We start from the raw sequence: 22940 nt of genomic DNA, 5'->3' as shown, positions 1-22940 counted from the left end.
ATTACGAGGCCATACTGAGGCACTGTAAGTCATTGACTACAGGTGACTAAATTAGGCCGTGCAGAACGATGGCATGGCTTGCGGGTAAGAATTGCCCGTTCTCTCACCGCGGAGACGCGGAACAAAATTAAACCGCAGAGGACGCGGAGGAGCGCGGAGAAAGGAATTTCACCACGGAGGCACTGAGACACGGAGAGTTGAAGGTCAACTGGCGGCAGGAGAGGCTTGTTTGTCTGCAGAAGCACCTGCGGCTGATGGTGTCTTCTTATTTTCTGTGGTCGTCTTCTTCTTGTCGGGCGCGTTCTTGTCGGGCGCGGCTTTTTTCTTTTCCAAGCCAGTGTTGTTCTCGGGTGCACGCTTGAGCGCAATCAATTCGGCTTCGAGCTCGCTGACAATCCGCTTGCAAACCCTGACCGCATCAGCAAATTTAGCCTGGGTAACGTTCTGCAGATGGGCCAGAAGCTCCGATTCCACGGGTCCTGTAATTTTGGCGGCGTTCTGGGTCAACGTGAGCCAGTCGTGCCAGTCGCCAATCGAATCCTGCATGGTCCGGAGTTGCTGCAACAGCTCGGAGGTTCCGGGAAGCATCTCCGCCAGATAACGCGTTTTCTTGCACTGAATGCGGAACTGGTGCAGCCGGCGCGGCGTGAAGGGCTGCGCTTCCCGGGCAGTGAGAACCAGATCCTGCACCGCGCGCCATAACCGGTTGGGAGATAGCATGCTTCGCTTGCCGGCCGCTTGCGGGGATTCACCGGCGAAGGCGATTACCGATTCCACTTTTCGCATACGCTCGCGCATGCGGGGAGAAAACTTATCTTCGATGCCAGCCTGCAGCTTTTTCTCCTGCTTGCTGCGCTGCTCGCGTAACTCGGCCAGGAGGCGGATTTTGGTCTCCTCTTGCCGGCCAATATGCACGGTGCGCAAAGCAAGAGTCTGCACATCAACGTCACGCACACGCCCCGCACGCCGGCGCAGCTTGGCAAGCTGCTGCAGCAACTTTTTGACATCCTGCTTTTCGGAAAGGTCATGAGAGTTAAGGAACGTCTCGGTGCGCCGAATGGTAGTGCGGAGCTGATGCACCCGCTCAGGAAGCGGCTGCTCGGAGACTTCGCGCAGAAGCCTGCGCAACTTCCTCAAATAGTTAGGGTGCCTGGATGGCTCAACTGGGGTCATGAATAACTTGCCTGGGATAAAGGGCCTGAATGGGGCAAGATACTGGAATCGCGGGGGGAAAGCAAGTAGTACTCAGTCCTCAGTACTCGGTACTCAGCAAAAGACAAGAAGCTTGACCGCAGAGGACGCAGAGAAACGCAGAGGATAAAACAGCCTGAAATACAAAGAGCTTTTGCTTCCACTGAGTACTGAGTACTGCTTTTAGCGCAACTGGAATTCGGGTGATCCCAGGGCCAAGCCGATAATTGTGCTGAGAGCCTTCCCCGGATCGTCGGAGAGATGAGCCGAAATTTGCGGGTCGTTGATCTCCTTGTGGATGGCTTCATTCGTGGTCTTTGAGGTTTCGCCGCCGATGAGAGCATCCTCAATAAGAGCCACGGCGGCGTCACTGCCGCCAGCGGTGTTGACGGGAACAATTTCTTCCTTGGGAGCCCGGGTCAGCAGGCCGAGAGTCAGCACGCGCAGAGGATCGAATTTCAATCCATTCTGCCCGCCGCTGGTCAGGGCGAGGGAGAAGTTCAGGCGATCAAGCAGCGCATCGGAGTTCATCCAGACATCGGCCGCAGTGGAGTAGCCGGTGGGCGGCGCCATCTGATAGAGAGGCATGCCCATCTTGGCCAGGGCCTGCACCGCTGCGCCGGGATTCTGTACGTCGGTCCCGGTAGCGCGCAGCGCCGAGGCGACGAATTCCAGCGGGGTCTTCACCTTCTTGCGATAGATGGCCGGCGACCAGAACTCTTTGGAGTGGAACATGGTGCGCAGGACCGCACGGATGTCACCATCGCTCGATAAAAATGTGGCCGACATTTCTTTTACGAGAGCAGGCGGCGGATCGTCACTGACGAAACGTTTGGCCAGCTTGGTGCAAACAAATTTCGCGGTCGCCGGACTCTTGGAGAGCATGTCGAGCACCTGCATACCTTCGTCTATGCCGCCCTCTTTGATGGTATGACCGAGCACAGTCTTTGGTCCGGGCTCATGCCTTTTGGGATCGAACAAGAAGCCGGGGGCTTGCCCTGGCGCCATATTCTGCTGGGGCTGCTGGAAGGTCCAGCCGGTGAAGACACGCGCTACCTGGGTGACATCGGCCTGAGTGTAACCGCCGTTCACGCCCAGCGTGTGCAGCTCCATCAACTCGCGCGCGTAATTTTCATTCAATCCTTTATTGGCGGTGTTGGGCTTGGGAGGCTGGCCGGGTTTCACGCCGGCGGCGATTGAATCTGGACCCATGCTCACCCAATTATCGAGGTAATACAGCATGGCCGGGCTCTGCGCCGTCGCCAGCAAAAGATCGTGAAACTTACCCAGAGCATGCGCGCGGATGGCATCGCGCTCGTAGCTGGTCACCAGATAATTATCAATATCCTTGTTCAAATAGACGTTGAAGTGGTTGAACCAGAAATCGGTCATCACCTCTTCAAGCTGGCGTTCGCTATAGACGGCGCGCAGAATTTTTGCCTGCTGCAGCTCAGAGATCACGACGCCGGTGGGATTGCTCAAGGCATAGTAAATTTCGCGGTCGGCAGGAGAGAAATCAGCTATGAGCCGGTCGCGGTCATCGTTGGGCAAACTGCTGGAGAAAGCCAGGCGGTCGCCGACCGGCAACAGCATCAGCGTGGACATGCGCTTCTCGCGTGGCAAACTCAACAGCACCTGCGCAATGTGGTGGGCAACGTCTTTTGCCTGCTGGGCGGCTGCGTCTTGCGCGGCCTTATCGGCGGCAGCTTTTTTGGCGGCATCCTCGGGTGACATGGGAGCGGCCGTAGCTGCAACGCTCTGTTGTTGCTGTTGCTGCTGTTGTTTGTAACGAGTCACCTGGACCTCCCACAATCCATACTGAATAGGATCGGAGGGCAGAGGCCGTTTGCCTTGTGCTGCTTCGGTAATCATGTTGCCGTTGGGGAAGCTCTGCAGCATGTCTCGAGGCTGCATTTGCAGGGTGCGATAGGGAGCAAGCTTGGAATCAAGCACAGCATTCGGGATCTTCTCGGGCTGTAGCTGCTGCTCGATCCAGTTATCCACTCCGACAGCCAATACCTTCTCAATATCTCCGGGGCGTGGCCCAAAGGTGATCCGGTTCAAGACGTGCAGTGCCCGCTCGTGCTCGGAAAGATTGGAACCAGAAGAAGTACGTGATTTCTGGGATTTACCGTCGGCTGCCTGTGCCGCCAGCGAAAAGAAACCCGTCAGGGCAAGCACTAGGAGAATACATAGCTTACGCGAGGGGGTGCGAGAGGGGGACAATTCGGCGCACATAATGAGAATTTTAACCCCATTCCGTTGAAAAAGTTGTCCCTTCCCAGGCCTCAAATATGGCAGGAAGAGACGCCGCGTTTTTCCAGATAGCGTTGGTGATACTCCTCGGCGCGATAGAAAACGACGGCAGGAACGATTTGGGTCACAATAGGCCGGTTGAAGCGGCCAGATTTCTCAAGCTTTTCTTTCGAAGCCCGGGCGGCGGCTTCCTGCTCGGGCGAGTGGAAGAAAATGACAGAACGATATTGCGTGCCCCAGTCGGGCCCCTGGCGGTTGAGAGTAGTGGGGTTGTGCGCGTTCCAGAAGACATCGAGGAGTTGGTCGTAGGAGACCTCGGAGGGATCGTAGGTCACCTGCACGACCTCGGCATGTCCGCTTTCATTGGTGCACACGTCTTTGTACGTCGGATCTTGCAGAGTGCCGCCAGTGTAGCCCACGGCCGTATCTTTTACTCCGTTGATTTTGCGAAAGGTTTCTTCTACACCCCAGAAGCATCCAGCGCCAAATGTAGCTTTTTCCATAACCCAACTCCTTCTCTAAATTATACGAGCCTTGCTGAGATGTTGGATCGTTGGGTTCATAAGAAAGTGTTTGCTTTTGGAGTCGCTGATATTCCACATACGCAAAAACAAGGAATGGGGGCTTATGAGCCGCTGTTCCAGGAACGACCCATGAATCGGCCGGCGTTGCCTGATAGCGCGTGGAGGGCTCTGGCAAGGTTCCGGGCGCGAGCATCCGGCGAACGGAGATGTGAGAAATAGCGGAGTATCTCTTTTTTGCGGCTTGGGATCAACGCGGCCCAGTTTTTCTTCGCTCGCGGATTGGCGGCGAGTGCCTGCTTGAACCATCCGGGCATGGGATGTTGAGGTCGATAGCTGGCGTCGAAGTCGATCTCCACACGCACGCGATCTCCCACCGCTGTACCCGATGCCTTTCGAACATCACCGTGCAGGTATAGATAGAAGCTTCCATTGCCCACCGGCATCATGTTGATGCGCCACCCATTTGCAGGTTTGCCATTGAGGCGCACCCGGACCGGGAGCGGCTTGCGCCAGCCAGGTTTGACGGCATTGGCTCGCGAAGTACTGACCAAGATGAAAGGATTGATACCTCGAATCTTTATGACTGCGTTGAAGCTTGCTGCCATGCAAATCACCACGAGAATAAACGCCAAAGAGCAGACCAAGTAGTTTATATCGGCCTGGGAGTGGTGCTTCAGACTGCAAGAACAAAGGAATAGCGTGAAACAATCCCGTAGATGTGGGGGCAGTGCCATGGTTACCAACGTAACGGTAAAGTTATGTAAAAAACCGACACGGATCGTCTTGAGCTGTGTTATTTCATGCTAGGGACATACGTCTATATGTAGGGGGATAACCATGAACAAGCGCGCACTGATTCTATTGACGGTTACAGCTTTGGCGCTTACGGCTGGAGTGCAGGCACAGCAGACATCGAATTCCAAGGGAGACATGGCGGGCATGGATATGTCGAATTCGTCTTCCAATAAGCCCGCGGGCGACGATGAGATGGCACATACCATGAACTCAATGTCGAGCAAGCACATGGACATGGGCCCGCATATGAAGATGACAAGCCTACGGCCGGCCAATCCTGATGACCAGAAAAAGGCAGACGCAGTTGTTGAGCAGCTTCGCGGCGCCATCGAAAAATATAAAGACTTCAAGGTTGCGCTGGCCGATGGCTTCCAGATTTTTCAGCCGCAGATACCGACTCCCATGAAGCATTTCACGAACTACAGCTACGCCTTTGAGGCGACATTTAAATTCAATCCTCTGCACCCTACGTCTTTGCTCTATGAAAAGCATGGCGATGACTACACGCTGGTAGGTGCGATGTATACCGCACCCAAGCGCTTCAGCGAAGACGACTTGAACCAGCGCATTCCGCTCAGTGTGGCGCAGTGGCACGAACACGTGAATCTCTGCGCGCCTCCGAAGGGCCAGGAACGAGCGATGCTTACCAAGAATCCGCGCTTTGGATTGGCTGGTTCCATCGCAACCCAGGAAGAGTGCGATGCGGCGGGAGGGAAGTTCTATCCAATCATCTTCAACTGGATGGTGCACGTTTATCCGTATGAGCAGAAACCGGCAGATATTTGGGCGGTCGAGCACGGGCAAGAACATCATGGGATGGATTGAGGAGCAGCTTTTAGCTTTTAGCTTTTAGCTTTTAGCTCTTGGCTCTTGGCTGTAACGAATCATTTTGTGCCGCCCCGCCGGGGCTCAAGCCATTAATAACCGCCTGCCCAGCACTTGCGTGCTGGGCTAAATTCTCCGACGGCCCGTTCCGGGCCTTTATCCAAGAATATTTCAACAACTGCTACTCGCAAAACACGGCGACCTTGACCTGGCCGTCAACATCTATGGTCAGGTCATGGAGTTGCTCGATGAGTTCCTCGAGGTTCTCGGGCTTGATTTGGGAGACATCAAACGGGATACCCTTCTGGCGCAGCGCATCGTTCACGTGCTCCCGCGCTTGCGGCGGAATCAGACCGGCCAGCTTCACGCCCGCACGCAGCAGTTGCATGGGCACACGAATATTCGCCTTGGTGGGAGCGGTTTCGCCCTCTGCATCCACCACCACGCGCAGGTACTTGGGCTTGGGCCTGGCTTCCGGTTCAGGGCCAATGCCCGAGGAAGCACGCGGCCCGTTCTCCAGGGCGGCAATCAGTTGTTCAGCCTCTTCAGCCGTGATCCGGCCGGCGGCAAGCATTTCCAAAACTTCTTTGCGACGTTCGTTCATTGGTTCCTCCTAAAAAATGTTGAGAAAAACTAAACTGTTCCGATGATTGACTTCAAACTTGGCGCCTCGCAGAGCGCACAGCATCTGCCACAAAGCTCTCAGCGCACGAAAGGGATCCACCTGTTGCGCCAGACAAACCACGCAGATCAATGGCGCGAGCAGAAGCATGAGCGGCAAAAGCACCATCCACAGGAGAAAAAGCGGCAGCCAGAGACGAAAGCAAGAATGCGGCTTGTGCGCCACGCGGATTACGGCCAGAAGAGGGATCATTTCAACGCCTCCAGTTCGCGGATGGCATCTTGCGCGCTGATCTCGCCGTGCTTGAGCCGTCCCAGAATGTCAGCCTGGGTGGGTGCAGGATTGGTTTCGACGAATTCCAGACTGTTGGCGATCCGCGTGAGCCGGGATTTAATGGTCGGATAGCTGACACCGAAAATCTGCTCCATCTCCTTGATGGATCCGTGGCTACGCACAAATGCGGTGATAAAGACCTGGTCTTCCAAGTCCAACCTCGCCAACTGGGGAAGCTCGAAAGAGCCTTCAACGACGATGTCCATATCCGTCAACCTGACTCGCTCAACCACAACAGGCCGCCCTCGGGTGAGCTGTGCTAGCTCTTGCCATTCTTTGGTTTTTTGCTCTGATGACATTTCAGATATCTCTTATTAAATCAAGTAAAATAGATTTATAAATTAACTTTTTAAATATTTCAACATAAAAATATAAATATTTTTAAGTATTTTAAAAATATTAACTAACATTGCTTGGGGATATTCATAAACTATTGATAATTAAAGACGAACGCTAGAGGACAGGAGATTTCTCAAGGAAGGGCCGACTAAGAATGTTACGTGGAGAAAACGGGGCACAGCCGTAGTGGCTATGCCCCACAATCTATTCTGGTTTCTTATTGTTTAGGCGAAGCTTCTGGTTGCTTCGGTTGAGTGGCTGGTTGCTTGGGCAAGGTCTGAATGGGCACGAGTATCGGCACGTTCAGTGGAGCAGATAAGCTGCCAACATTTCCGCTGATGTCATCGCGCATGACAAAGCGAACGGTATATTCTCCCTGGGGCAACTCCAGCGCTCCGGAATATAGAAAGCCGGTTTCCTGGAATTTCTTCAGATTTTCGGGCGAAAGATCACCGGCAATGACCGGGGCGATGCCCGCGCCTTGTATCGGAGTTCCGTCGGAACCTCTCGGCTGGGCAACAATTTCAACACTAAAATGGTTTTTGCTCGACGCATCCACGGAGATAGTTTTGGATGGCGCAACGATGACAAACTTTATTTTGTACTGATCCCCACCCGGCACAGGGTCACTGCCCATCCAGCGCATGCCGATGGGTAAAGCGGTGGAATCAAGAGGTGAATTGAGGGCAGCAACGATGTCGTAACGCTTGTCCACGGAGGGATCCACGGTAGCCTGGGTCACAAAAAAACCGCTGCGGGCCAGCACGTGCGCGCCGGGATGGTTCACCTTCACCTTCAACTTGCGCCAGCCAGCCTTGTCAACCTTGCGACCAAGGTAGTAGCCCAGCACGTAGTAAGCGGCAGCATCATTGGAGGCTTGCTGCATCCCACTGGCCAGATCATTACTGTTGTAGAAGGCGCGCCCACCGGTCATTTCGGCGAAATCATTGAGGTTCTGGTGGTTGCCGGCTTCGATGGCGGAGGTGGTCATGATGTTCACCTGCCCGCCGGTGCGGAAAGATTGCTGACTCTGACCGAGCGGCGAGGAGGTAGAAGCGGTTCCGTAACCCCAGTTCAAGAGTCCGCGCACATCCACCGGATAGACGGCGATATTGGCGTTGTTCATCATTTGCAGAGTGCGCTCATACAATCCAGACAGGTCCCTGCCTGTGGGCGTTGTCGATTGATCGTACAAGTTAAAAGGAAGTCCGCCGGTCAGCCACACGATAGACTTGCGGCCTGGGACACCGGAAAACGCCTGCGCAATGTTCAAGAAGCTTTTGAATGTGTCCTCGACCGCGTCAGCCTGCCGGTATTGGGAAACGAGATTGTCGGATGTGTCCATGAATGACTGCAGGGACGCGGCTTCATTGTCGAGACTGGTGGCATCAATCGTGGTTGCGCCACTTAAAGTGCTGGTGTCGGCGCCGTTGGCCAGGGCCGAACTGTCGCTCGCGTTCATGTTCGGCAGCGAGCCGGTGACTTTTCTGAGCGCGGCAATCAGCACCTCAGGACTGGAGCTGAAGTCGTGAATCATGTGCACGCCTTTGCGATCCATGGCCATGAGTGCAACCAAGTCGCTGCTTTTGAAGTTCTTGGATAGATACTTGATAAGCTCTCTGCGGGCGGTGGTCTGATCGAGATAGGGCGTATTGATGGAATCCAGAACCATAATGGTCACACGCCGAGGTTCTGGCGAGCCGACATAGACGTTGCTGAATTGACTGGAGCTTAGCGCAGGGTGCTTGATCGGAGCAGCGCTGGTGTTGATTTCTTCAAAGGTCGAAATTGTCTGCTCTTTGCCGTTTTCCAGCACAGCAAAATCTTCTTTTTTCAAGCCTTTGATGGGAGCGCCGGAGCCATCTCTGACAACTACCGGCACCTGCACCAATTCGGTGTGGGTGGTCAGATCAATTTTCGGTTGTTCATGCGAGTTGGAATTTTCGCCGCCGGTGTTGGGAACAATAGACCCCATCCCGGGCGGCACCGACTGGGGAACGGCGAATGCGCACAGAAGCAAAAGCGCAGCCCCAACGGCCGCGCACCTGAAGCCGCGTAAAGCAGACATTTTGCCCCCCGGAGATTAGCCGCAAAGTACTGTATCACGGCTTAGTAGCCGTGAACAGAAACTGGATTCAGGGTGCGGTTTGAAAATTTTAATCTATGAAATGCTGCCCTTACGGTCCCGTTTTCAAACCGCACTGCACTGATCTCCGGGTCTTCTCGTATCTAGGGATGCGAGCGGCGGTGAGTCTCGCGGATGCCGGTGGCGTAACTTCTACCACCGAAGGTAAGCGTGGGAATAACCGTGCCGGTTACGCCGACGCGGGTACCATCACTAGGGACACCGTATCCCTCGCTCAAGACCCAAATACTGCCTGTGCCGTCGCTTAATTGATAGACCCCGTTGCCCAGCAACCCATAGGAGTTATTGACTGTGCCTACTACAGCCACCTCTTTATTCATGTAGGCCCCGGGATCGCGCGTGATATCTGCGATACTGGTCTGTTGCGGACATCCAGCCAACAACAGAACTACGCCTGCAACCGCTGCCAGCAACACCAACTTTGCCTGTTTTTTCATGTTCTTCATCCTTAATTTGGCTCTTAATTTAGACGCAGCGGCGCTTTTGACCCACACCCAGGCTGTGAATTGTACCCGATCTGTAACCCCATGGCCCCAGAATGGAATTTGGGTGTAAATGTTTCTGATGTAATATATGATGACATTTGCTGGAACGAGGTTTCCCAGCGTTGTAGCTGCCTTCCCCTTTTCTCGTTGACAGGACCCGTACGTGTAACGTAGCTTGGCACGATCACTCTATCTGTTTGGAAAACTGAATACATGAATGGCACTCTCACTTCGCTTGAGACAGCTCCGTCTATTGAAACCGCGTCCGTTTCAGGAAATAAGCAACGCACCTATGCTCCGCGAAATACTCGCAAAATCCTGTGCGTGTTCCCAAAATACAGCCGCTCATTCGGGACCTTCCATCATGCTTATAAACTGATGCGCGGAGTACGGGCCTTCATGCCCCCGCAAGGCATTCTGCTGATCGCCTCCTATCTGCCCAAGCAATGGGAGGTGCGGTTCGTTGATGAAAATAATCATCCCGCCACAGATGCCGACTACGAATGGGCGGATGCGGTGCTGGTAAGCGGCATGCACATCCAGCGGCCCCACATTAATCGCATCAATGAGCGGGCCCATGCCCATGGCAAGATCACGGCGCTGGGCGGGCCATCGGTTTCCGGATGTGCGGAATACTATCCGGATTTTGATCTTCTTCATCTGGGCGAACTGGGTGACGCAACCGACCAACTGATTGAGTATCTGGATCGACACACGAGCCGGCCGGAACAGCAAATCCAGTTCAAGACGGTGGACCGGTTGCCTTTGCAGCAGTTCCCTATTCCCGCTTACCACCTTATCCGCCTGGATCAATACTTCATCGCCAGCATTCAGTTTTCCAGCGGATGCCCTTATACCTGCGAGTTCTGCGATATCCCAGAGCTGTATGGACGCAACCCGCGACTCAAGTCTCCGGAGCAAGTACTGGCCGAACTCGATGCCATGCTGAAATCCGGGAACCCAGGCGCAGTGTATTTTGTGGACGACAATTTTGTCGGCAACCGCAAGGCGGCGCTGGATCTGGTGCCGCATCTTGTCGAGTGGCAGAAAAAGAACGGATTCCCAGTACAGTTCGCCTGCGAAGCTACCTTGAACATCGCCAAAAGTCCGCAACTGCTGGAAATGATGCGCGAAGCTTACTTTTGCACCGTGTTTTGCGGCATTGAGACGCCGGAAACGGCAGCGCTCAAAGCCATGTCGAAGATGCAAAACCTCAGCGTGCCCATGCTGGATTCGATCAAGCTCCTGAACCATTATGGAATGGAAGTCGTCTCGGGAATCATCCTGGGACTCGACACCGATACGGCAGAGACCGTAGACCATGTGCTGGAATTTATCCGCATGTCACAGATTCCGATGCTGACCATCAACATTCTGCACGCCCTGCCCAAGACACCTCTATGGCGCAGGCTGGAACAAGAAGGGCGGTTGGTTTCAGACGAAAACCGCGAATCCAATGTAAAGTTCATGCTGCCCTACGAGCAGGTGGTGGAAATGTGGCGGCGCTGCCTGACCACAGCTTATCAACCTGAATTTCTATACGAACGCTTCATCTACAACGTGCACAATACCTACGCCCGCCGCGTACCGTTGCCCAACAGCCCCGCGCGTGTGAATTATGCCAGCATCCGACGCGGCATGAGCATGCTCTTCCACCTCCTGGTCCGAGTGGGAATGTTCAGCAGCTACCGCCGGACATTCTGGAAGATGGCGTGGCCGGCGTTGAAGAAAGGCGACATTGAAAGCCTTATCCATGTGGGCCTGGTTGGTCATCACCTGATCTACTTTGCCAAAGAGTGCGAGCGCGGCGAGGAATCAGCTTCTTTCTATTCGCAGAAGCTGCAGGAGCAAGACAGCTCCAAGCTCCAAACAGCAAGCTCCACGAGCTAAACTGGCCGAAGTTTCGCTAGCGGGTCACAATCTCAAAATCCAGCTTGAGCTCATCTTTGACCTTCACCGTGCCACCGGCAACGCTGACGGGTTTGATGCCGAAATCCGTCTGTTTCAAGGTAGCGGTGCCGCGGTAGTGATGGCCTTTCGTCCGGGAATTTGCAAGGGCGGCCTCATCGGCGGGTTGGCTCACCTGTACGACCACAGGATGCGTCTGCCCATGCAATTTTAGATTGCCGGTGACCGACCATTGCCCGATCCTACCGGACGCCACCGATGTGGAGGTGAACTGGATCAGAGGATATTGGGCGGTATTTAAGACTTCGGGGCCGAGCATCTTCTCCTGCACCTGGGCACGCTTGGCGGGCTCCATTTTAGGATCGAGGACCTGCATCTTGGCAGTCTCGATTTCAAACTCGATGGTTTTCGCGGCCTCGTCGAGTTTTCCTCTGGCAATGGGCGCCTGGACTTCGTGATTGTCTCCGGTAAATCCAAAAACACCAGCGCGCAGCACGTGCACCGTGATGGTGGAATGCTCCACATCAATTTCGGACGACTTGGCTGGGGAGGGCTTGGTTGTAGAAGGCTTCGTCTTCGAAGGCTTCTGAGAAAAACACAGGCAGGCAACAAACAGAAAAGCGACAAACAATAAAAATCTGATGCTTTTAAGCATAGTGGCTCCTCGATGAGTCATTTTCACGCAAAAAATCGAAGAACGAAGGGACGCTAACAAAGCTTTGTAGATTCTATTCCGCTTGGGGACCTATAGAAAAAAATTTATACAATAATAAAAAGAATTTTCACAAAAATTTTCGTTCCTGGTGATATTTTTCACAGACAGCGGCGTTATGATTTTAAGAATGCGAAGCAACACTGGGCCCATGCCTTGCTTCCCTTATTAAGGTCACAATTCAGGAGGTTATTCTATGCCAAGAACGAAAGCATCCGCCAAAAAATCCCAACCCATGGCAAATTCTGATTCCCAACCAACCACCTCAATCCTGGCATTCGAGTCGTCTCGGACTCTGCACTTAGATTTGGAAGCAAGGGTCCGCCAGCGCGCCTACGAGCTTTTTGAAGAACGCGGCGGCCTGCACGGCTACGCGGAAGAAGACTGGCTGCGCGCTGAAGCCGAGATTCTGGGCCACAGAGAGAAGCTCACAGCTTAAGAAGCCACCCCGGAAGTACATGGACTTAAATGCTTGGAAGTCCAGGTATACATTCCTGTAATTCCGGCGCACAGGACTGATACAATATCGCGTCGCCCAGACCGTGGTTCCGGTTGTCCGCATTGCGCCCGCGGGCAATGTTTGAAAGAATAAAATTTCGCCTCGGATTCATAATTCCATGCCTATTTTTGGTAGTTTCGCACTCCTCTGCGCTCTTATCCTGAGTCTGTATTCCCTGGTGGTGGGGGCGGTCTGTTTGCTGCGAGAGAACTCAGCCAGCCGCCTGCTGGGGGAAACTGCGCGCCGCGCCGGGATCGCATCCTTCATCGCCGTGGCTGGTGCTGGCTTTGCGCTGCTGTGGTCGGCGTTTCATGACGATTTTTCCGTCGCTTATATCCTGCACCACAGCAACCGCGCTCTCTCCGCGCCCTACAAATTTGCTGTGTTGTGGTCGGGACAGGAGGGTTCCCTGCTCCTGTGGTCGCTGCTGCTGGGGGCCTACGGATTTGTGCTGCGTTTGCGGCACAAGGTTGATATTCGCCTGACGGCCCATGCCTCGGTGGTTCTGGCTGGAATACAGGTCTTCTTTCTTCTTTTATTGAATATTGCGGCCACGCCTTTTTCCCTGGTGCAAGGAGAGATTCCCACGGACGGAAACGGACTCAATCCTCTGCTGCAGTACCCCGAAATGGTCATCCATCCGCCCATGCTCTACCTGGGCTATGTGGGAATGTCAGTGCCGTTTGCTTTTGGCCTGGCGGCGCTCATTATGCGCTATCCCGGCGAAAAATGGATCCATATCACACGCCGCTGGACGATGGTCACGTGGATGTTCCTCACCTGTGGCATCTTCCTGGGTTCGCACTGGGCCTATTACGTGCTGGGCTGGGGCGGTTACTGGGGATGGGATCCGGTAGAGAATGCCTCGCTCTTGCCCTGGCTGACCTGTACGGCCTTCCTGCACTCAGTCATGATGCAGGAAAAGCGCGGCATGATGAAAATCTGGAATGTTTGGCTCATTTTTGCCACCTTCATGCTCTCGATTCTCGGAACTTTTCTCACGCGCAGCGGCGTGATCAGCTCGGTGCACGCCTTCGCGCAATCTTCCATTGGAGACTGGTTCCTTATTTTCCTGGCGATTATTCTTGCCGTCTGCATCTTCTTCTTTATCAAGAACCGCTCTCACCTGGAGAGCGAACACCGGCTGGAGTCGCTGGTCTCGCGTGAATCCAGCTTCCTGTTTAACAACCTGCTTCTTCTGGTGTCGTGCTTTGCTGTGCTGTGGGGAACTTTCTTTCCTGTTCTCTCAGAATGGGTGACGGGAAATAAGATCACAGTGGGTCCACCTTTTTATAACCACGTCAATGTTCCCATCGCTCTGCTCCTGCTGCTGCTGACCGCGGTGGGTCCGCTACTGGCGTGGAGAAGGACCTCTTTCGCGAGCCTGAAGCGCAACTTCGCCATTCCTACCGCAGTGGCAGTGGGCACAGCGATTGCACTCATGGTTGGTAAGATGAGGCCCTGGGAAGACGTCTCATATTTCTACGCCCTCATGGCGATATCACTCTCGGTGATGGTAATGGCGACGATTCTCTCGGAGTTTTTACGCGGAGCGCGCGTCATCAGCAGTCACACCGGACGCAATCTTTTTTCTTCGGTTGCGCAACTCTGGCACCGTAACACCCGGCGCTACGGCGGCTATGTCGTGCATTTTGGCGTGGTCGTGGCAGTCATAGGACTCGCGGGCTCGGCATTCAACGAGACCAAAGAGCAGGAAATGGGCAACGGCGACTCCATGCAGATCGGCAGCTATACGTTGACCTGCCGCTCCTATACGCAGGATGACAATCCAAATTTCGAGTCTGCATACGCCATTATTGACGTTTCTAAGAATGGCCACCCGCTGGCAACGATGTATCCTGAGCGGCGTGTGTTCAAGGCGAGCCAGCAGCCGAACACGCTTCCCGCGGTCCACTCCTCGATTATCGAAGACCTCTATCTCGTCTATGCCGGACACAATAATGATACCGACCATCCCATCATTACCGCGCACCGGAATCCGCTGGTGGCATGGCTCTGGACAGGCTGGCTGCTCATAGTATTCGGGACCTTGCTCGCGCTGGTTCCTAACGAAGCTGCGGTCAAAGTCGCTCAATCGGTCCCTGTACGCGCAACCGCGCCAGATGTGGGCCTGGCGCAGACCACAGGAGCGGGAGATTGAGATGCAGACCGTAAAAGTACACGCACAGGGAGCGACCGGTAGGCGATTGCTGACAGCAACCCGCTGTATGCAAGTGGTTGCGGTGGTATTGTTCTCCGTATTTTTCTTGGGAGCGGGGGACGATGCCGAAGCGCGCTTCAATAGTCTCGGCCACAAGAAGCTGATTTGCGTCTGTGGCTGCAACCAGATCCTGCTGGAGTGCAATCACGTGGGTTGCACTTACTCTGACAGGATGCGGAATGAATTGATCGCTGCGGTTAGCCGTGGTGACAGCAACGATCTGGTGCTGCAGGCATTTGTTCAGAAATACGGCCCCACGGTGCTGGCTGCACCCACAACAACCGGGTTCAACCGGATTGCCTGGATCATGCCTTTTGCCGTGCTGCTGGCTGGGTTCGCTTTTGCAGGTATGATCGTGATGAGTTGGAAGAACAAACCTTTGCTGCCAGCGGAAGCGGCCGCATCAACCGGGCAGTTGGAGGAATTTCGCGAACAAGCGCGACGGGAGACTGAATTATGAATATCGCTGCTTATGCCCCGCTTGCTGCGTGTATCTTGTTTGCCCTTGGGTTGCTCGGCTATGTTTTCGCGGTGCCCAGCGAGGTAACTGCGGCTCCTACCAAGGACCGCCTGGCTTACTTGAAAGAGCGTAAAGAGGTCATCTACGAAAATCTGCGTGACCTGAATTTTGAAAACAAGGCTGGCAAGTTTTCGGTGGAAGACTATCAAAGCCTGCGAACCTCGCTGGAAGAAGAAGCGGCGCAGGTGCTGGCCCAAATCGCTGATCTGGAAGGAAAATAAATTTTCGCCGCGGATTTACGCGGATGAACGCGGACCAATTCATGTCTTTATTACTTAATCCTAAAAATACCTTTCTGATTTTATTTCTTGCCCTGGCCACATGGGCAAGCAACGCTTCCACTATCACCGGCACCGTAAAAAATGGCACCACCCTCAAACCTTCTGCGGGCGATGTTGTGATCCTGCTGAAGCTTGCCGGGGGCATGGAAGAAGAGACGCGCACCAGGAGCGACAGCAAGGGGCGCTTCACGTTGAATGTGCAAGACAGCAGCACGCCTCACGTGGTCAGGGTGAACCATGAGAACGTAAACTACCACGCGGTGGCGCCGCCGGGAACCGAGTCGGTGGGAGAGGTCGAGGTCTATGAGGCCGCGGCCAAACTGCCGGGCATTGCAGGTACCGCCGACGTCATGCGCATCCAGAGCGACGGCAGCACCTTGCGGGTCGCTGAGATCTTCGCGTTGCGCAACACCTCCACCCCGCCGCGCACGCTGATGAGCGAGAAGACCTTCGAAATCTATCTGCCGGAAGGCGCACAAATGGATTCTTCCATGGCCGCGGGGCCAGGCGGAATGGCGGTCAACTCCGCTCCGGTCCCTCTTGCCGACAGCGGTCACTACGCTTTTGTTTTCCCGCTGCGCCCGGGCGAGACCCAGTTTCGCGTCGAGTATCACATGCCTTATTCAGGCTCGGCCAACTTCACCCCGCACCTTACGGTGCCAATGGATATGATGGCGATTGAGCTGCCTAAATCCATTCAGTTCTCAGCGGCACAGCCGGGGTACTACAACACTGCGATGGATGATAAGGGTGTAGTTGTACAGGCGGCCAAAAATGTCATGCCGGGAAGCGCAACCGCCTTCCGTATCGCGGGAAGCGGCGCCATTCCCCAGGATGCGCTCAAGAGCCTCGATGGCGGCAGCGACGAGGCTTCTGGAAATGAAAGCGCAAGCGCCGCTGCAGCACCGGCCAGCCGTCCGGGCGGAGGCATGGCGGTGCCTGAAGGAACACCTGATCCAATGCAAAATTACCGCTTATGGATCATCCTGGGAGCATGTGCCCTATTCCTTGCACTAGGAACTTTTTGGATCACGGGACGGCAGGGTGAGACCATATCCGCATCGATGCCGGCGGCGGTTGCTACAGTTCCGGCTTCTGGGAACCGCTCCTCGGCGTTGCTGGAAGCTCTGAAAGAAGAACTCTTTCAACTGGAAAGCGACAGGCTGCAGCAAAAAATCTCTCCAGAAGAATACGCCAAGGCCAAATCTGCACTTGATACCACTCTGGCACGGGCTATGCAGCGCGGAAAGAGTTGAAGACTGCTCATTCACCACAGCGACACAGGGACACAGAGACACAGAGAAAAACAAAGAATTCCGCCGTAGATTAAACGCTGATTAAAAACTTATTTTGAGGGAGGCTGGGATGCCGGTGCATTCCCCTGCAACTCGCGCAAGCTATCTTGCACCTCAGTGAGGCTGGGATCCAGCTCTAACGCTTTTTTATAAGCGACAATCGCTTTTGCCGGCTCATTGTTCAATGCATAAGCAACGCCCAGCAGGGCCAGAGCTTCTGCATCGCCGGGTACAGCAGCCGTATCTTTTTCCAGAACTCTTATTGCGGCGGGATAATCTTTATCTTCCAGCGACCATTCAGCACGGACTATCCTGCTTTGATGCCCTTTGGAATTCACAAGCTCGGCGCCGGCGGCCGCGAATAGCAGGGTTGTTATTGCCAAGGTGGAAACTTGAATCACCCTGTTCACGCCTGCTGATCGAGTTAGTGATGTCGCCAAAGGGACGCCGATTAGAAGCCCGGAGGCAAACCCTCCAAGATGGGCCATATTGTCAATACCGCCCCCAAATCCCAGATATCCAAATCCAATCAAGAAGTTGAAGCCCGCAAAAAGGATCACGCTGCTAAGCACCGCCCGGCGTTCACCTTCCGCGATTGAAAGATTGCCAAATTTAAGTCCGGCAATAAGGGCCCCGGCGATCCCGAAGATTGCTCCTGAAGCTCCAGCTGACAGCCGTCCAGGCTGGTGGTTGATGCTATATGTGATGCTCAACAGGCTTGCACCCACGCCCGTGAGAACATAAATCGCCGCGGTGGACCAGCGCCCAAAATAGCGTTCCGAAAGCCTGCCTAAACGCCACATGCACCACATATTGAAAGCTATGTGAACTATCCCAATGTGTAAAAAATTGGCCGTCAGCAGCCGCCAGTAGTCACCACCCAGAGTTAAAAACCTGTTGTTTACTCCCCAACGGATGAGGTCGGCATTGCTGGGCTCAATAAAAGCTTGGGTGGGAGAATCGCTGGTCAGCACCATCCCCACAAATACCAGCAAGTTGATCGCAATCAGTGTGGTTGTAACCGGGAAATCGCGCAGGCTGCCGGTGTTCATGCCTTTGCGCGCGCGCGACACGGCTTGCCCGGCGCAGCGATCACAATAGACTGGAGCGACGCCCTCTTCGTTGACAGCAAGAGGCTCGCCGCATCTGACGCACGTGGGCACATGTTGGGAAGTAGCCTGATTCAAGGGGTTTTTCCGCGAATTAAAGCCTACCACTTCTCAGCTCCAAGCTCCAAGTTGCAAGCTCTCAGAAAAAAAGCCTCGATCCAAAGAGTAAATAGAGAATGAAAAATCGCAAATCGTAATTCGTAAATCGTAAATCGTAAATCACAAGAGCAAGGGGGTGTTAGAATTTTGGCGAGGATTTTATGTCTGAAGCCGTTGTTCAAAACCACGCCGCGCCTGCCCCTCTGATCGCGCTTACCGAAGACGAAACCCTGTTTCGCGAAAATATACGGCAGTTTGCCGAAGAAAAAATCAGGCCGCACGTCAGAGAGATGGATGAAAAAGGGGTCTTCGATCCCACCATCATTTCGCAATTCTTTCAATTGGGACTGATGAGCATCGAAATCCCAACCGAGTACGGCGGAGGTGGTGGAACATTTTTTGAAGCTTGTCTTGCCGTGGAAGAGATTTCTCGCGTGGACGCCTCGGCGGGTGTGATTGTTGACGTGCAAAATACCCTTACCGCCAATGCGTTTCTCAAATGGGGAAACAGCGAACAGAAGAAAAAATACCTTACGCGCATGGCCGCCGACACCGTGGGCGCTTATGCGCTCAGCGAAGCCGGATCGGGCTCTGACGCTTTCGCCCTGCAGACGCGCGCTGAATTGAAGGGCAACGAATACATCCTGAACGGACGCAAGCTGTGGATCACCAACGGCAAAGAAGCCGGCATCTTTATTCTCTTTGCCACGGTGGATGCTTCCGCCGGCTACAAAGGCATCACCGCTTTCATCGTTGAAAAAGAGTTTCCCGGATTCAGCGTGGGCAAGAAGGAAGACAAGCTGGGCATTCGGGCATCGAGCACCTGCGAGTTGCTGCTGGAAGATTGCCGCGTGCCCAAATCCAATGTATTGGGCGAGGTGGGTAAGGGTTATAAAATCGCGATCGAGACCCTGAACGAGGGCCGCATCGGAATTGGAGCGCAGATGCTGGGCGTCGCCCGCGGCGCGTGGGAGTACGCCACCAGGTACACCCAGGAGCGCAAGCAATTCGGCAAGACGCTGGCCGAGTTCCAGGGGATCCAGTTCCAGATCGCGCAGATGGCCACCGAGATCGAAGCCGCGCGCCTGCTGGTCTATAACGCCGCGCGCATGAAAGATGCCGGCATGAACTTCGTGAAAGAAGCCGCCATGGCCAAGCTGTTCGCTTCCCAGGTGGCCGAGCGCGTAAGCTCGCTGTGCGTGGAAATTTACGGTGGTTACGGATTCACAAAAGATTATCCGGTGGAAAAATATTTCCGTGACGCCAAGATCGGAAAGATCTACGAAGGAACGTCGAACATGCAATTGCAGACCATCGCGAAGTTGGTGATGAAATTGTAAAATTGGGTAATTGCGTAATTGGGTAATTGAAAACGAATCAATTACAAAATTACCCGATTACACAATTACTCCATCAACTAGTGCGAATCATTTCTAATCCGGCATGGCATCCCTTGTAAGCTATTGAATTCACAAGGGTAATCTACGCCGCCACTTGTTCTCGCCCGAATTTTGCACTAAACTGAGCGCAATTATCTCCCCGCCTCGTCCCCCAGGCAAGATCATAAGATCTGCGCGGCGAGGAGCCCGGAGCATTTGCGTGGCGCAGGACGTTACCAATGAGCTGCTGGATATTGTAGCGGTTCATAAATTTTATTTGCAGCTTCTGCAAAAATTCATGGGGCAGTCTTTCCCTGTCCCACAAGAAGTGCGCCAACCTGACATCGCTCCCGAACGGCACAGTCAGACATTACAGCAGATGAAAGCCTGGTTGCGGCTGCTGGATATGGCCATTACCGCGCCCATGATGCGCGATGCCCTCAAGCAGCAAGCGTTGCCCGGCGAGACCGCCGAGCCGCTTTACCGTTACTACGTGTTCAAGTCTTCGCCGCTCGATGCCGACCGCGACAAAACCGATTTTCTCAGCACCTATCTTCTGCGCCATCCTGGGCCTACGGCCGCGAGGCGGCCTGGGACCACCGGTGGACACTTGGGTGACACCTATTCTTATATTTACAGCCAGGAACAGGCGCAGGAATTCGAAAAAGAGATCCAGCAAATTCTGGGAGCACCGGTCTCGCCGTTGCCCACAGAGCACGAGCAACTGCTGCGCGAGTTCCAGTTCCTGCACCAGGAAGCTGATGAGTTTCGCCACTTCGACCAGTTGATGGATTCCGGCATCCTGCAGCGGGTGCGCGAGCTGAAGAGCCACTTTGGAGCGTCGTTTTATCATCCCCAGGTGCTGGCCTGCAGCGCGGTGTATAACGTTTTTTTCGGGAAGCGCTTCGATGACCTGTTCCACGACGCCACCAACCAGATCAAAGCCTTCGCCGCAAAAGTGCAGCAGGATGGCGGCAGCATCATGAGCCGCGTGGATGGCGACGTCACCGTCAAGAACCTGGCCGAGGTGGAAGAACACAAGATCCTCACCCAGGAGTACGGCGGGGCCAAGGAAAATTTTCAGAAAATTTCAAGATTCAAGAAGGCGGTGGACAGCCGGCGTTCTCACAGGACTGCTTCGGTCCCCACTCCGCCTCCCAAATCTGCATCGGCCATTGCCGCCGCAGCAGCGCCTCCTTCTCGCAGCTCGCTGCCTCCCACGCCACCCGGAGTGCAGTCCCTGGCCGAGGCCCCGGGACGGGGATCGGGCGCCAGCAACATGATGGAAGAAACCAAGGTCAAAGGCGCGGTGGAATCCATTCGCAATTTCGTGCGGGCTGCCGACGCGGCTGTGGCCAATATTGTTCCCATGCGCAATGGCAACATCCTGCTCACGCCGGCTGAAACCGAGGCCTTTCGCGCCGATTACAACACGGAAAAGAGCTTTCGCGCCGATTACATCAACGCAGTTTGCTATATGGTCGCTCTCTATGCCCGCATGCAACAGGAGATGGAAGATTATAAAAGCAAGCGTGACTCCTCCTACCTTTGGAAGCCCCACGCCGATTCCCTTGCCTATCTGCTCACCGCTTCCAACCGCGCGCTGCAAGAATCTGCCCAGGTGGGAGTGGTGGCGGAACAGCGCGGCCTGACCGAGAAAACCAAAACCATGGGCGCTACCCAGGACAAATTGCGCGGCCAGATTAGTGCTGCGGCGCAACTGCTGCAAAGCTGAAAAGCGGTTCCCAGTTCTCAATTCCCAGTTGCCAGTAGTTTCACGTTGCAACCTTGATCTCTGTCATGTTGAGCAATCTCTGTCATGTTGAGCGGAGCGCCACGATTTCACTTACGGTCAACAGAATCTGGAGCGCGTAGTCGAAACACCCCGAGAATGTTTCGATATGAGATGCAGCATCAGGGAATTCTCTCGATGCAGTTGCGGGTGTACCGCCCGTTACAACGCTCAGCCGGGCCTGCAAAGAACCCCAATTGTGGGATTGCTCCAACAAGGTCCATTCAAATAAAGTGATACAAAGACATAGATATGCATCAAGACAAACCGGGTCGAGTATCGTAACTGAGGTCAGGGATCAATCTTGTCGACCAAGAACCTACCCTACTTCGGTTGCAACTTCAAAGAAGCCGAATTCATGCAATAGCGCTGGCCGGTGGGCTTGGGGCCATCAGGAAAAACGTGCCCCAAGTGGGCGTCGCAGCGACTGCATAAAGCTTCCGTGCGCATCATGCCATAGCTGATATCGGTATGCGTGACCACGCGCCCTTCGGCGACGGGCTGCCAGAAGCTGGGCCATCCGGTGCCGGATTCATACTTGGTATCGGAGCTGAAGAGTTCCTGGCCGCAGCAGACACAGATATAAACTCCGGGAGTTTTGGCGTTATGGTACTCACCGGTGAAGGCCCGCTCGGTCCCCTTTTCCCGGGTCACATGATACTGCTCAGGAGTGAGCTGCGCCTTCCAGTCGGCCTCGCTCTTGTGAACTTTGTTCTCGTCAGTTTTTTCTGCCATGGGAAACTCCAAATTGGGAAAACCTGAAAAATGGTAGGCGCGGCTGGGATCGAACCAGCAACCCTCAGCTTAGAAGGCTGATGCTCTATCCAATTGAGCTACGCGCCCGTGCATTCATTTTAGAACAACAACCGAATGTACCGAAACATTATGGCAAGTCCGTCAAGAATGGGCCGGAGCTTTAGGCCTCTGCGGGACTCCTGCTGGTCCAAACCAAATCTAGACAGGTATACCCGAAACAAGCCAAGAGCTAAAGGCTAAGAGCCAACAGTGTGTCTGCAAATGTCGTAGGGCGTCCTCATTCTGACTACTGAGTACCGGGCATCAATATACTTGATTCAGCCATGGCGAATCCCGTTATCGTTTTGGACTACGATTCTAACTGGCCCGCGCTCTTTCAGTCCCTTCGCAAGCGAATCGCCGATGCACTCGGTGACATGGCGGCGGCTATTGAGCACGTCGGCAGCACTGCCGTTCCTGATCTGGCGGCAAAGCCGATCATCGACATCGATGTGCTTTTGACATCGGAACCGATGCTTCCCACGGCCATCGAGCGCATTGCGACCTTAGGCTATGTCCATCGGGGAAACCTGGGCATCCTCGGGCGCGAGGCTTTCTTTGCACCGGTCAACGATCCTCCGCATCACCTTTACCTTTGCCCACCATGCAGTGTCGAGTTTCGAAGGCACATTGCGTTCCGAGATTACCTCCGCGCGCACCCCAAGGACGCCAAAATCTACGGCGACCTGAAGATCGCACTCGCCGAACGGTTCCGAGAGGATCGGTCCGCGTACAACACTGCCAAGACTGAGTTTGTGGCGGAACTGACCAGTCGGGCAATCGCTGCTCAGAAAAAGTGACCTGCTGAGCCAAC

At 54.4% G+C, this 22940-nt stretch carries 22 protein-coding genes and 1 tRNA gene; 10 read left to right on the top strand and 13 right to left on the bottom strand.

From position 1 onward, the window contains the following. Window positions 1-204 precede the first annotated feature (204 nt). The 4 genes from VK738_14875 to VK738_14860 form a co-directional block, all read right to left on the bottom strand. Window positions 205-1173: a CHAD domain-containing protein gene (locus tag VK738_14875; GenBank protein ID HTD23939.1), complete on the bottom strand. Its 969-nt coding sequence runs from the start codon at window positions 1171-1173 to the stop codon at window positions 205-207. Between the two features lie 201 nt (window positions 1174-1374). Beyond that, window positions 1375-3372: a DUF1800 domain-containing protein gene (locus VK738_14870; GenBank protein ID HTD23938.1), complete on the bottom strand. Its 1998-nt coding sequence runs from the start codon at window positions 3370-3372 to the stop codon at window positions 1375-1377. 107 nt (window positions 3373-3479) lie between these two features. Then, on the bottom strand, window positions 3480-3950 hold the full coding sequence (msrA, locus tag VK738_14865) for a peptide-methionine (S)-S-oxide reductase MsrA (protein ID HTD23937.1): 471 nt from the start codon (window positions 3948-3950) through the stop codon (window positions 3480-3482). Window positions 3951-4072: 122 nt separating this feature from the next. Beyond that, window positions 4073-4576 (bottom strand): YdeI/OmpD-associated family protein, encoded by a 504-nt coding sequence (locus VK738_14860; GenBank protein HTD23936.1) that lies wholly within the window; start codon window positions 4574-4576, stop codon window positions 4073-4075. 232 nt (window positions 4577-4808) lie between these two features. Between VK738_14860 and VK738_14855 the strand changes: the two genes are divergently transcribed. After that, window positions 4809-5591, top strand: a complete 783-nt coding sequence (locus VK738_14855) for a hypothetical protein (GenBank protein HTD23935.1) — start codon at window positions 4809-4811, stop codon at window positions 5589-5591. A gap of 181 nt (window positions 5592-5772) precedes the next feature. On the opposite strand, the gene VK738_14850 is transcribed toward VK738_14855, so the two are convergent. From VK738_14850 to VK738_14830, 5 genes are all read right to left on the bottom strand, one after another. After that, on the bottom strand, window positions 5773-6195 hold the full coding sequence (locus VK738_14850) for a hypothetical protein (GenBank protein HTD23934.1): 423 nt from the start codon (window positions 6193-6195) through the stop codon (window positions 5773-5775). A gap of 9 nt (window positions 6196-6204) precedes the next feature. Beyond that, window positions 6205-6465, bottom strand: coding sequence for a hypothetical protein (locus tag VK738_14845; GenBank protein HTD23933.1), 261 nt, complete (start codon window positions 6463-6465; stop codon window positions 6205-6207). Then, window positions 6462-6845: a DUF2089 family protein gene (locus VK738_14840; protein HTD23932.1), complete on the bottom strand. Its 384-nt coding sequence runs from the start codon at window positions 6843-6845 to the stop codon at window positions 6462-6464. Before VK738_14840 ends, VK738_14845 begins: the two co-directional genes overlap by 4 nt. 257 nt (window positions 6846-7102) lie before the next feature. Continuing rightward, the gene (locus tag VK738_14835) at window positions 7103-8953 is read right to left on the bottom strand and encodes a VWA domain-containing protein (GenBank protein ID HTD23931.1); all 1851 of its coding nucleotides are present in this window, start codon (window positions 8951-8953) and stop codon (window positions 7103-7105) included. 161 nt (window positions 8954-9114) lie between these two features. Next, window positions 9115-9468: a hypothetical protein gene (locus VK738_14830; protein HTD23930.1), complete on the bottom strand. Its 354-nt coding sequence runs from the start codon at window positions 9466-9468 to the stop codon at window positions 9115-9117. A 261-nt stretch (window positions 9469-9729) separates the two neighbouring features. Here VK738_14830 and VK738_14825 point away from each other — a divergent pair, with 261 nt between their 5' ends. Then, window positions 9730-11406, top strand: a complete 1677-nt coding sequence (locus VK738_14825; protein HTD23929.1) for a B12-binding domain-containing radical SAM protein — start codon at window positions 9730-9732, stop codon at window positions 11404-11406. A 16-nt stretch (window positions 11407-11422) separates the two neighbouring features. Here VK738_14825 and VK738_14820 read toward each other — a convergent pair whose 3' ends face one another. Continuing rightward, complete coding sequence (locus tag VK738_14820) at window positions 11423-12079, bottom strand: YceI family protein (GenBank protein ID HTD23928.1); 657 nt, start codon at window positions 12077-12079, stop codon at window positions 11423-11425. 253 nt (window positions 12080-12332) lie between these two features. Here VK738_14820 and VK738_14815 point away from each other — a divergent pair, with 253 nt between their 5' ends. From VK738_14815 to VK738_14795, 5 genes are all read left to right on the top strand, one after another. Then, a complete protein-coding gene (locus tag VK738_14815) occupies window positions 12333-12575 on the top strand; it encodes a DUF2934 domain-containing protein (protein HTD23927.1) in 243 nt (80 codons plus the stop codon). 178 nt (window positions 12576-12753) lie between these two features. Then, entirely contained in the window at window positions 12754-14796 is a 2043-nt protein-coding gene (locus tag VK738_14810; GenBank protein HTD23926.1) for a cytochrome c-type biogenesis CcmF C-terminal domain-containing protein, read from the top strand. 1 nt (window position 14797) lies between these two features. Beyond that, entirely contained in the window at window positions 14798-15316 is a 519-nt protein-coding gene (locus VK738_14805) for a cytochrome c-type biogenesis protein CcmH (GenBank protein HTD23925.1), read from the top strand. Then, window positions 15313-15597 (top strand): hypothetical protein, encoded by a 285-nt coding sequence (locus tag VK738_14800; protein HTD23924.1) that lies wholly within the window; start codon window positions 15313-15315, stop codon window positions 15595-15597. Before VK738_14805 ends, VK738_14800 begins: the two co-directional genes overlap by 4 nt. Window positions 15598-15638: 41 nt before the next feature. Beyond that, window positions 15639-16913, top strand: a complete 1275-nt coding sequence (locus VK738_14795) for a hypothetical protein (protein HTD23923.1) — start codon at window positions 15639-15641, stop codon at window positions 16911-16913. Window positions 16914-17002: 89 nt separating this feature from the next. Here VK738_14795 and VK738_14790 read toward each other — a convergent pair whose 3' ends face one another. Continuing rightward, window positions 17003-17929: a rhomboid family intramembrane serine protease gene (locus VK738_14790; GenBank protein HTD23922.1), complete on the bottom strand. Its 927-nt coding sequence runs from the start codon at window positions 17927-17929 to the stop codon at window positions 17003-17005. 392 nt (window positions 17930-18321) lie between these two features. On the opposite strand from VK738_14790, the gene VK738_14785 reads away from it, so the two are divergent. Together VK738_14785 and VK738_14780 are read left to right on the top strand one after the other, a co-directional pair. Next, window positions 18322-19500, top strand: coding sequence for an acyl-CoA dehydrogenase (locus VK738_14785; GenBank protein HTD23921.1), 1179 nt, complete (start codon window positions 18322-18324; stop codon window positions 19498-19500). 259 nt (window positions 19501-19759) lie between these two features. Further along, on the top strand, window positions 19760-21274 hold the full coding sequence (locus tag VK738_14780; GenBank protein ID HTD23920.1) for a hypothetical protein: 1515 nt from the start codon (window positions 19760-19762) through the stop codon (window positions 21272-21274). 381 nt (window positions 21275-21655) lie between these two features. Here the strand turns inward: VK738_14780 and msrB are convergent, their stop codons facing one another. Together msrB and VK738_14770 are read right to left on the bottom strand one after the other, a co-directional pair. Next, complete coding sequence (gene msrB, locus VK738_14775; protein ID HTD23919.1) at window positions 21656-22066, bottom strand: peptide-methionine (R)-S-oxide reductase MsrB; 411 nt, start codon at window positions 22064-22066, stop codon at window positions 21656-21658. Window positions 22067-22097: 31 nt separating this feature from the next. Then, a tRNA-Arg gene (locus VK738_14770) sits at window positions 22098-22174 on the bottom strand. A 236-nt stretch (window positions 22175-22410) separates the two neighbouring features. Between VK738_14770 and VK738_14765 the strand changes: the two genes are divergently transcribed. Further along, the gene (locus VK738_14765) at window positions 22411-22926 is read left to right on the top strand and encodes a GrpB family protein (protein ID HTD23918.1); all 516 of its coding nucleotides are present in this window, start codon (window positions 22411-22413) and stop codon (window positions 22924-22926) included. Window positions 22927-22940 lie beyond the last annotated feature (14 nt).

Source organism: Terriglobales bacterium (genome assembly GCA_035487355.1).
Lineage (GTDB): Bacteria > Acidobacteriota > Terriglobia > Terriglobales > Acidobacteriaceae > QIAW01.
The sequence above is the reverse complement of the archived record's forward strand: the minus strand, read 5'-3'. Positions and strand labels throughout refer to the sequence as shown.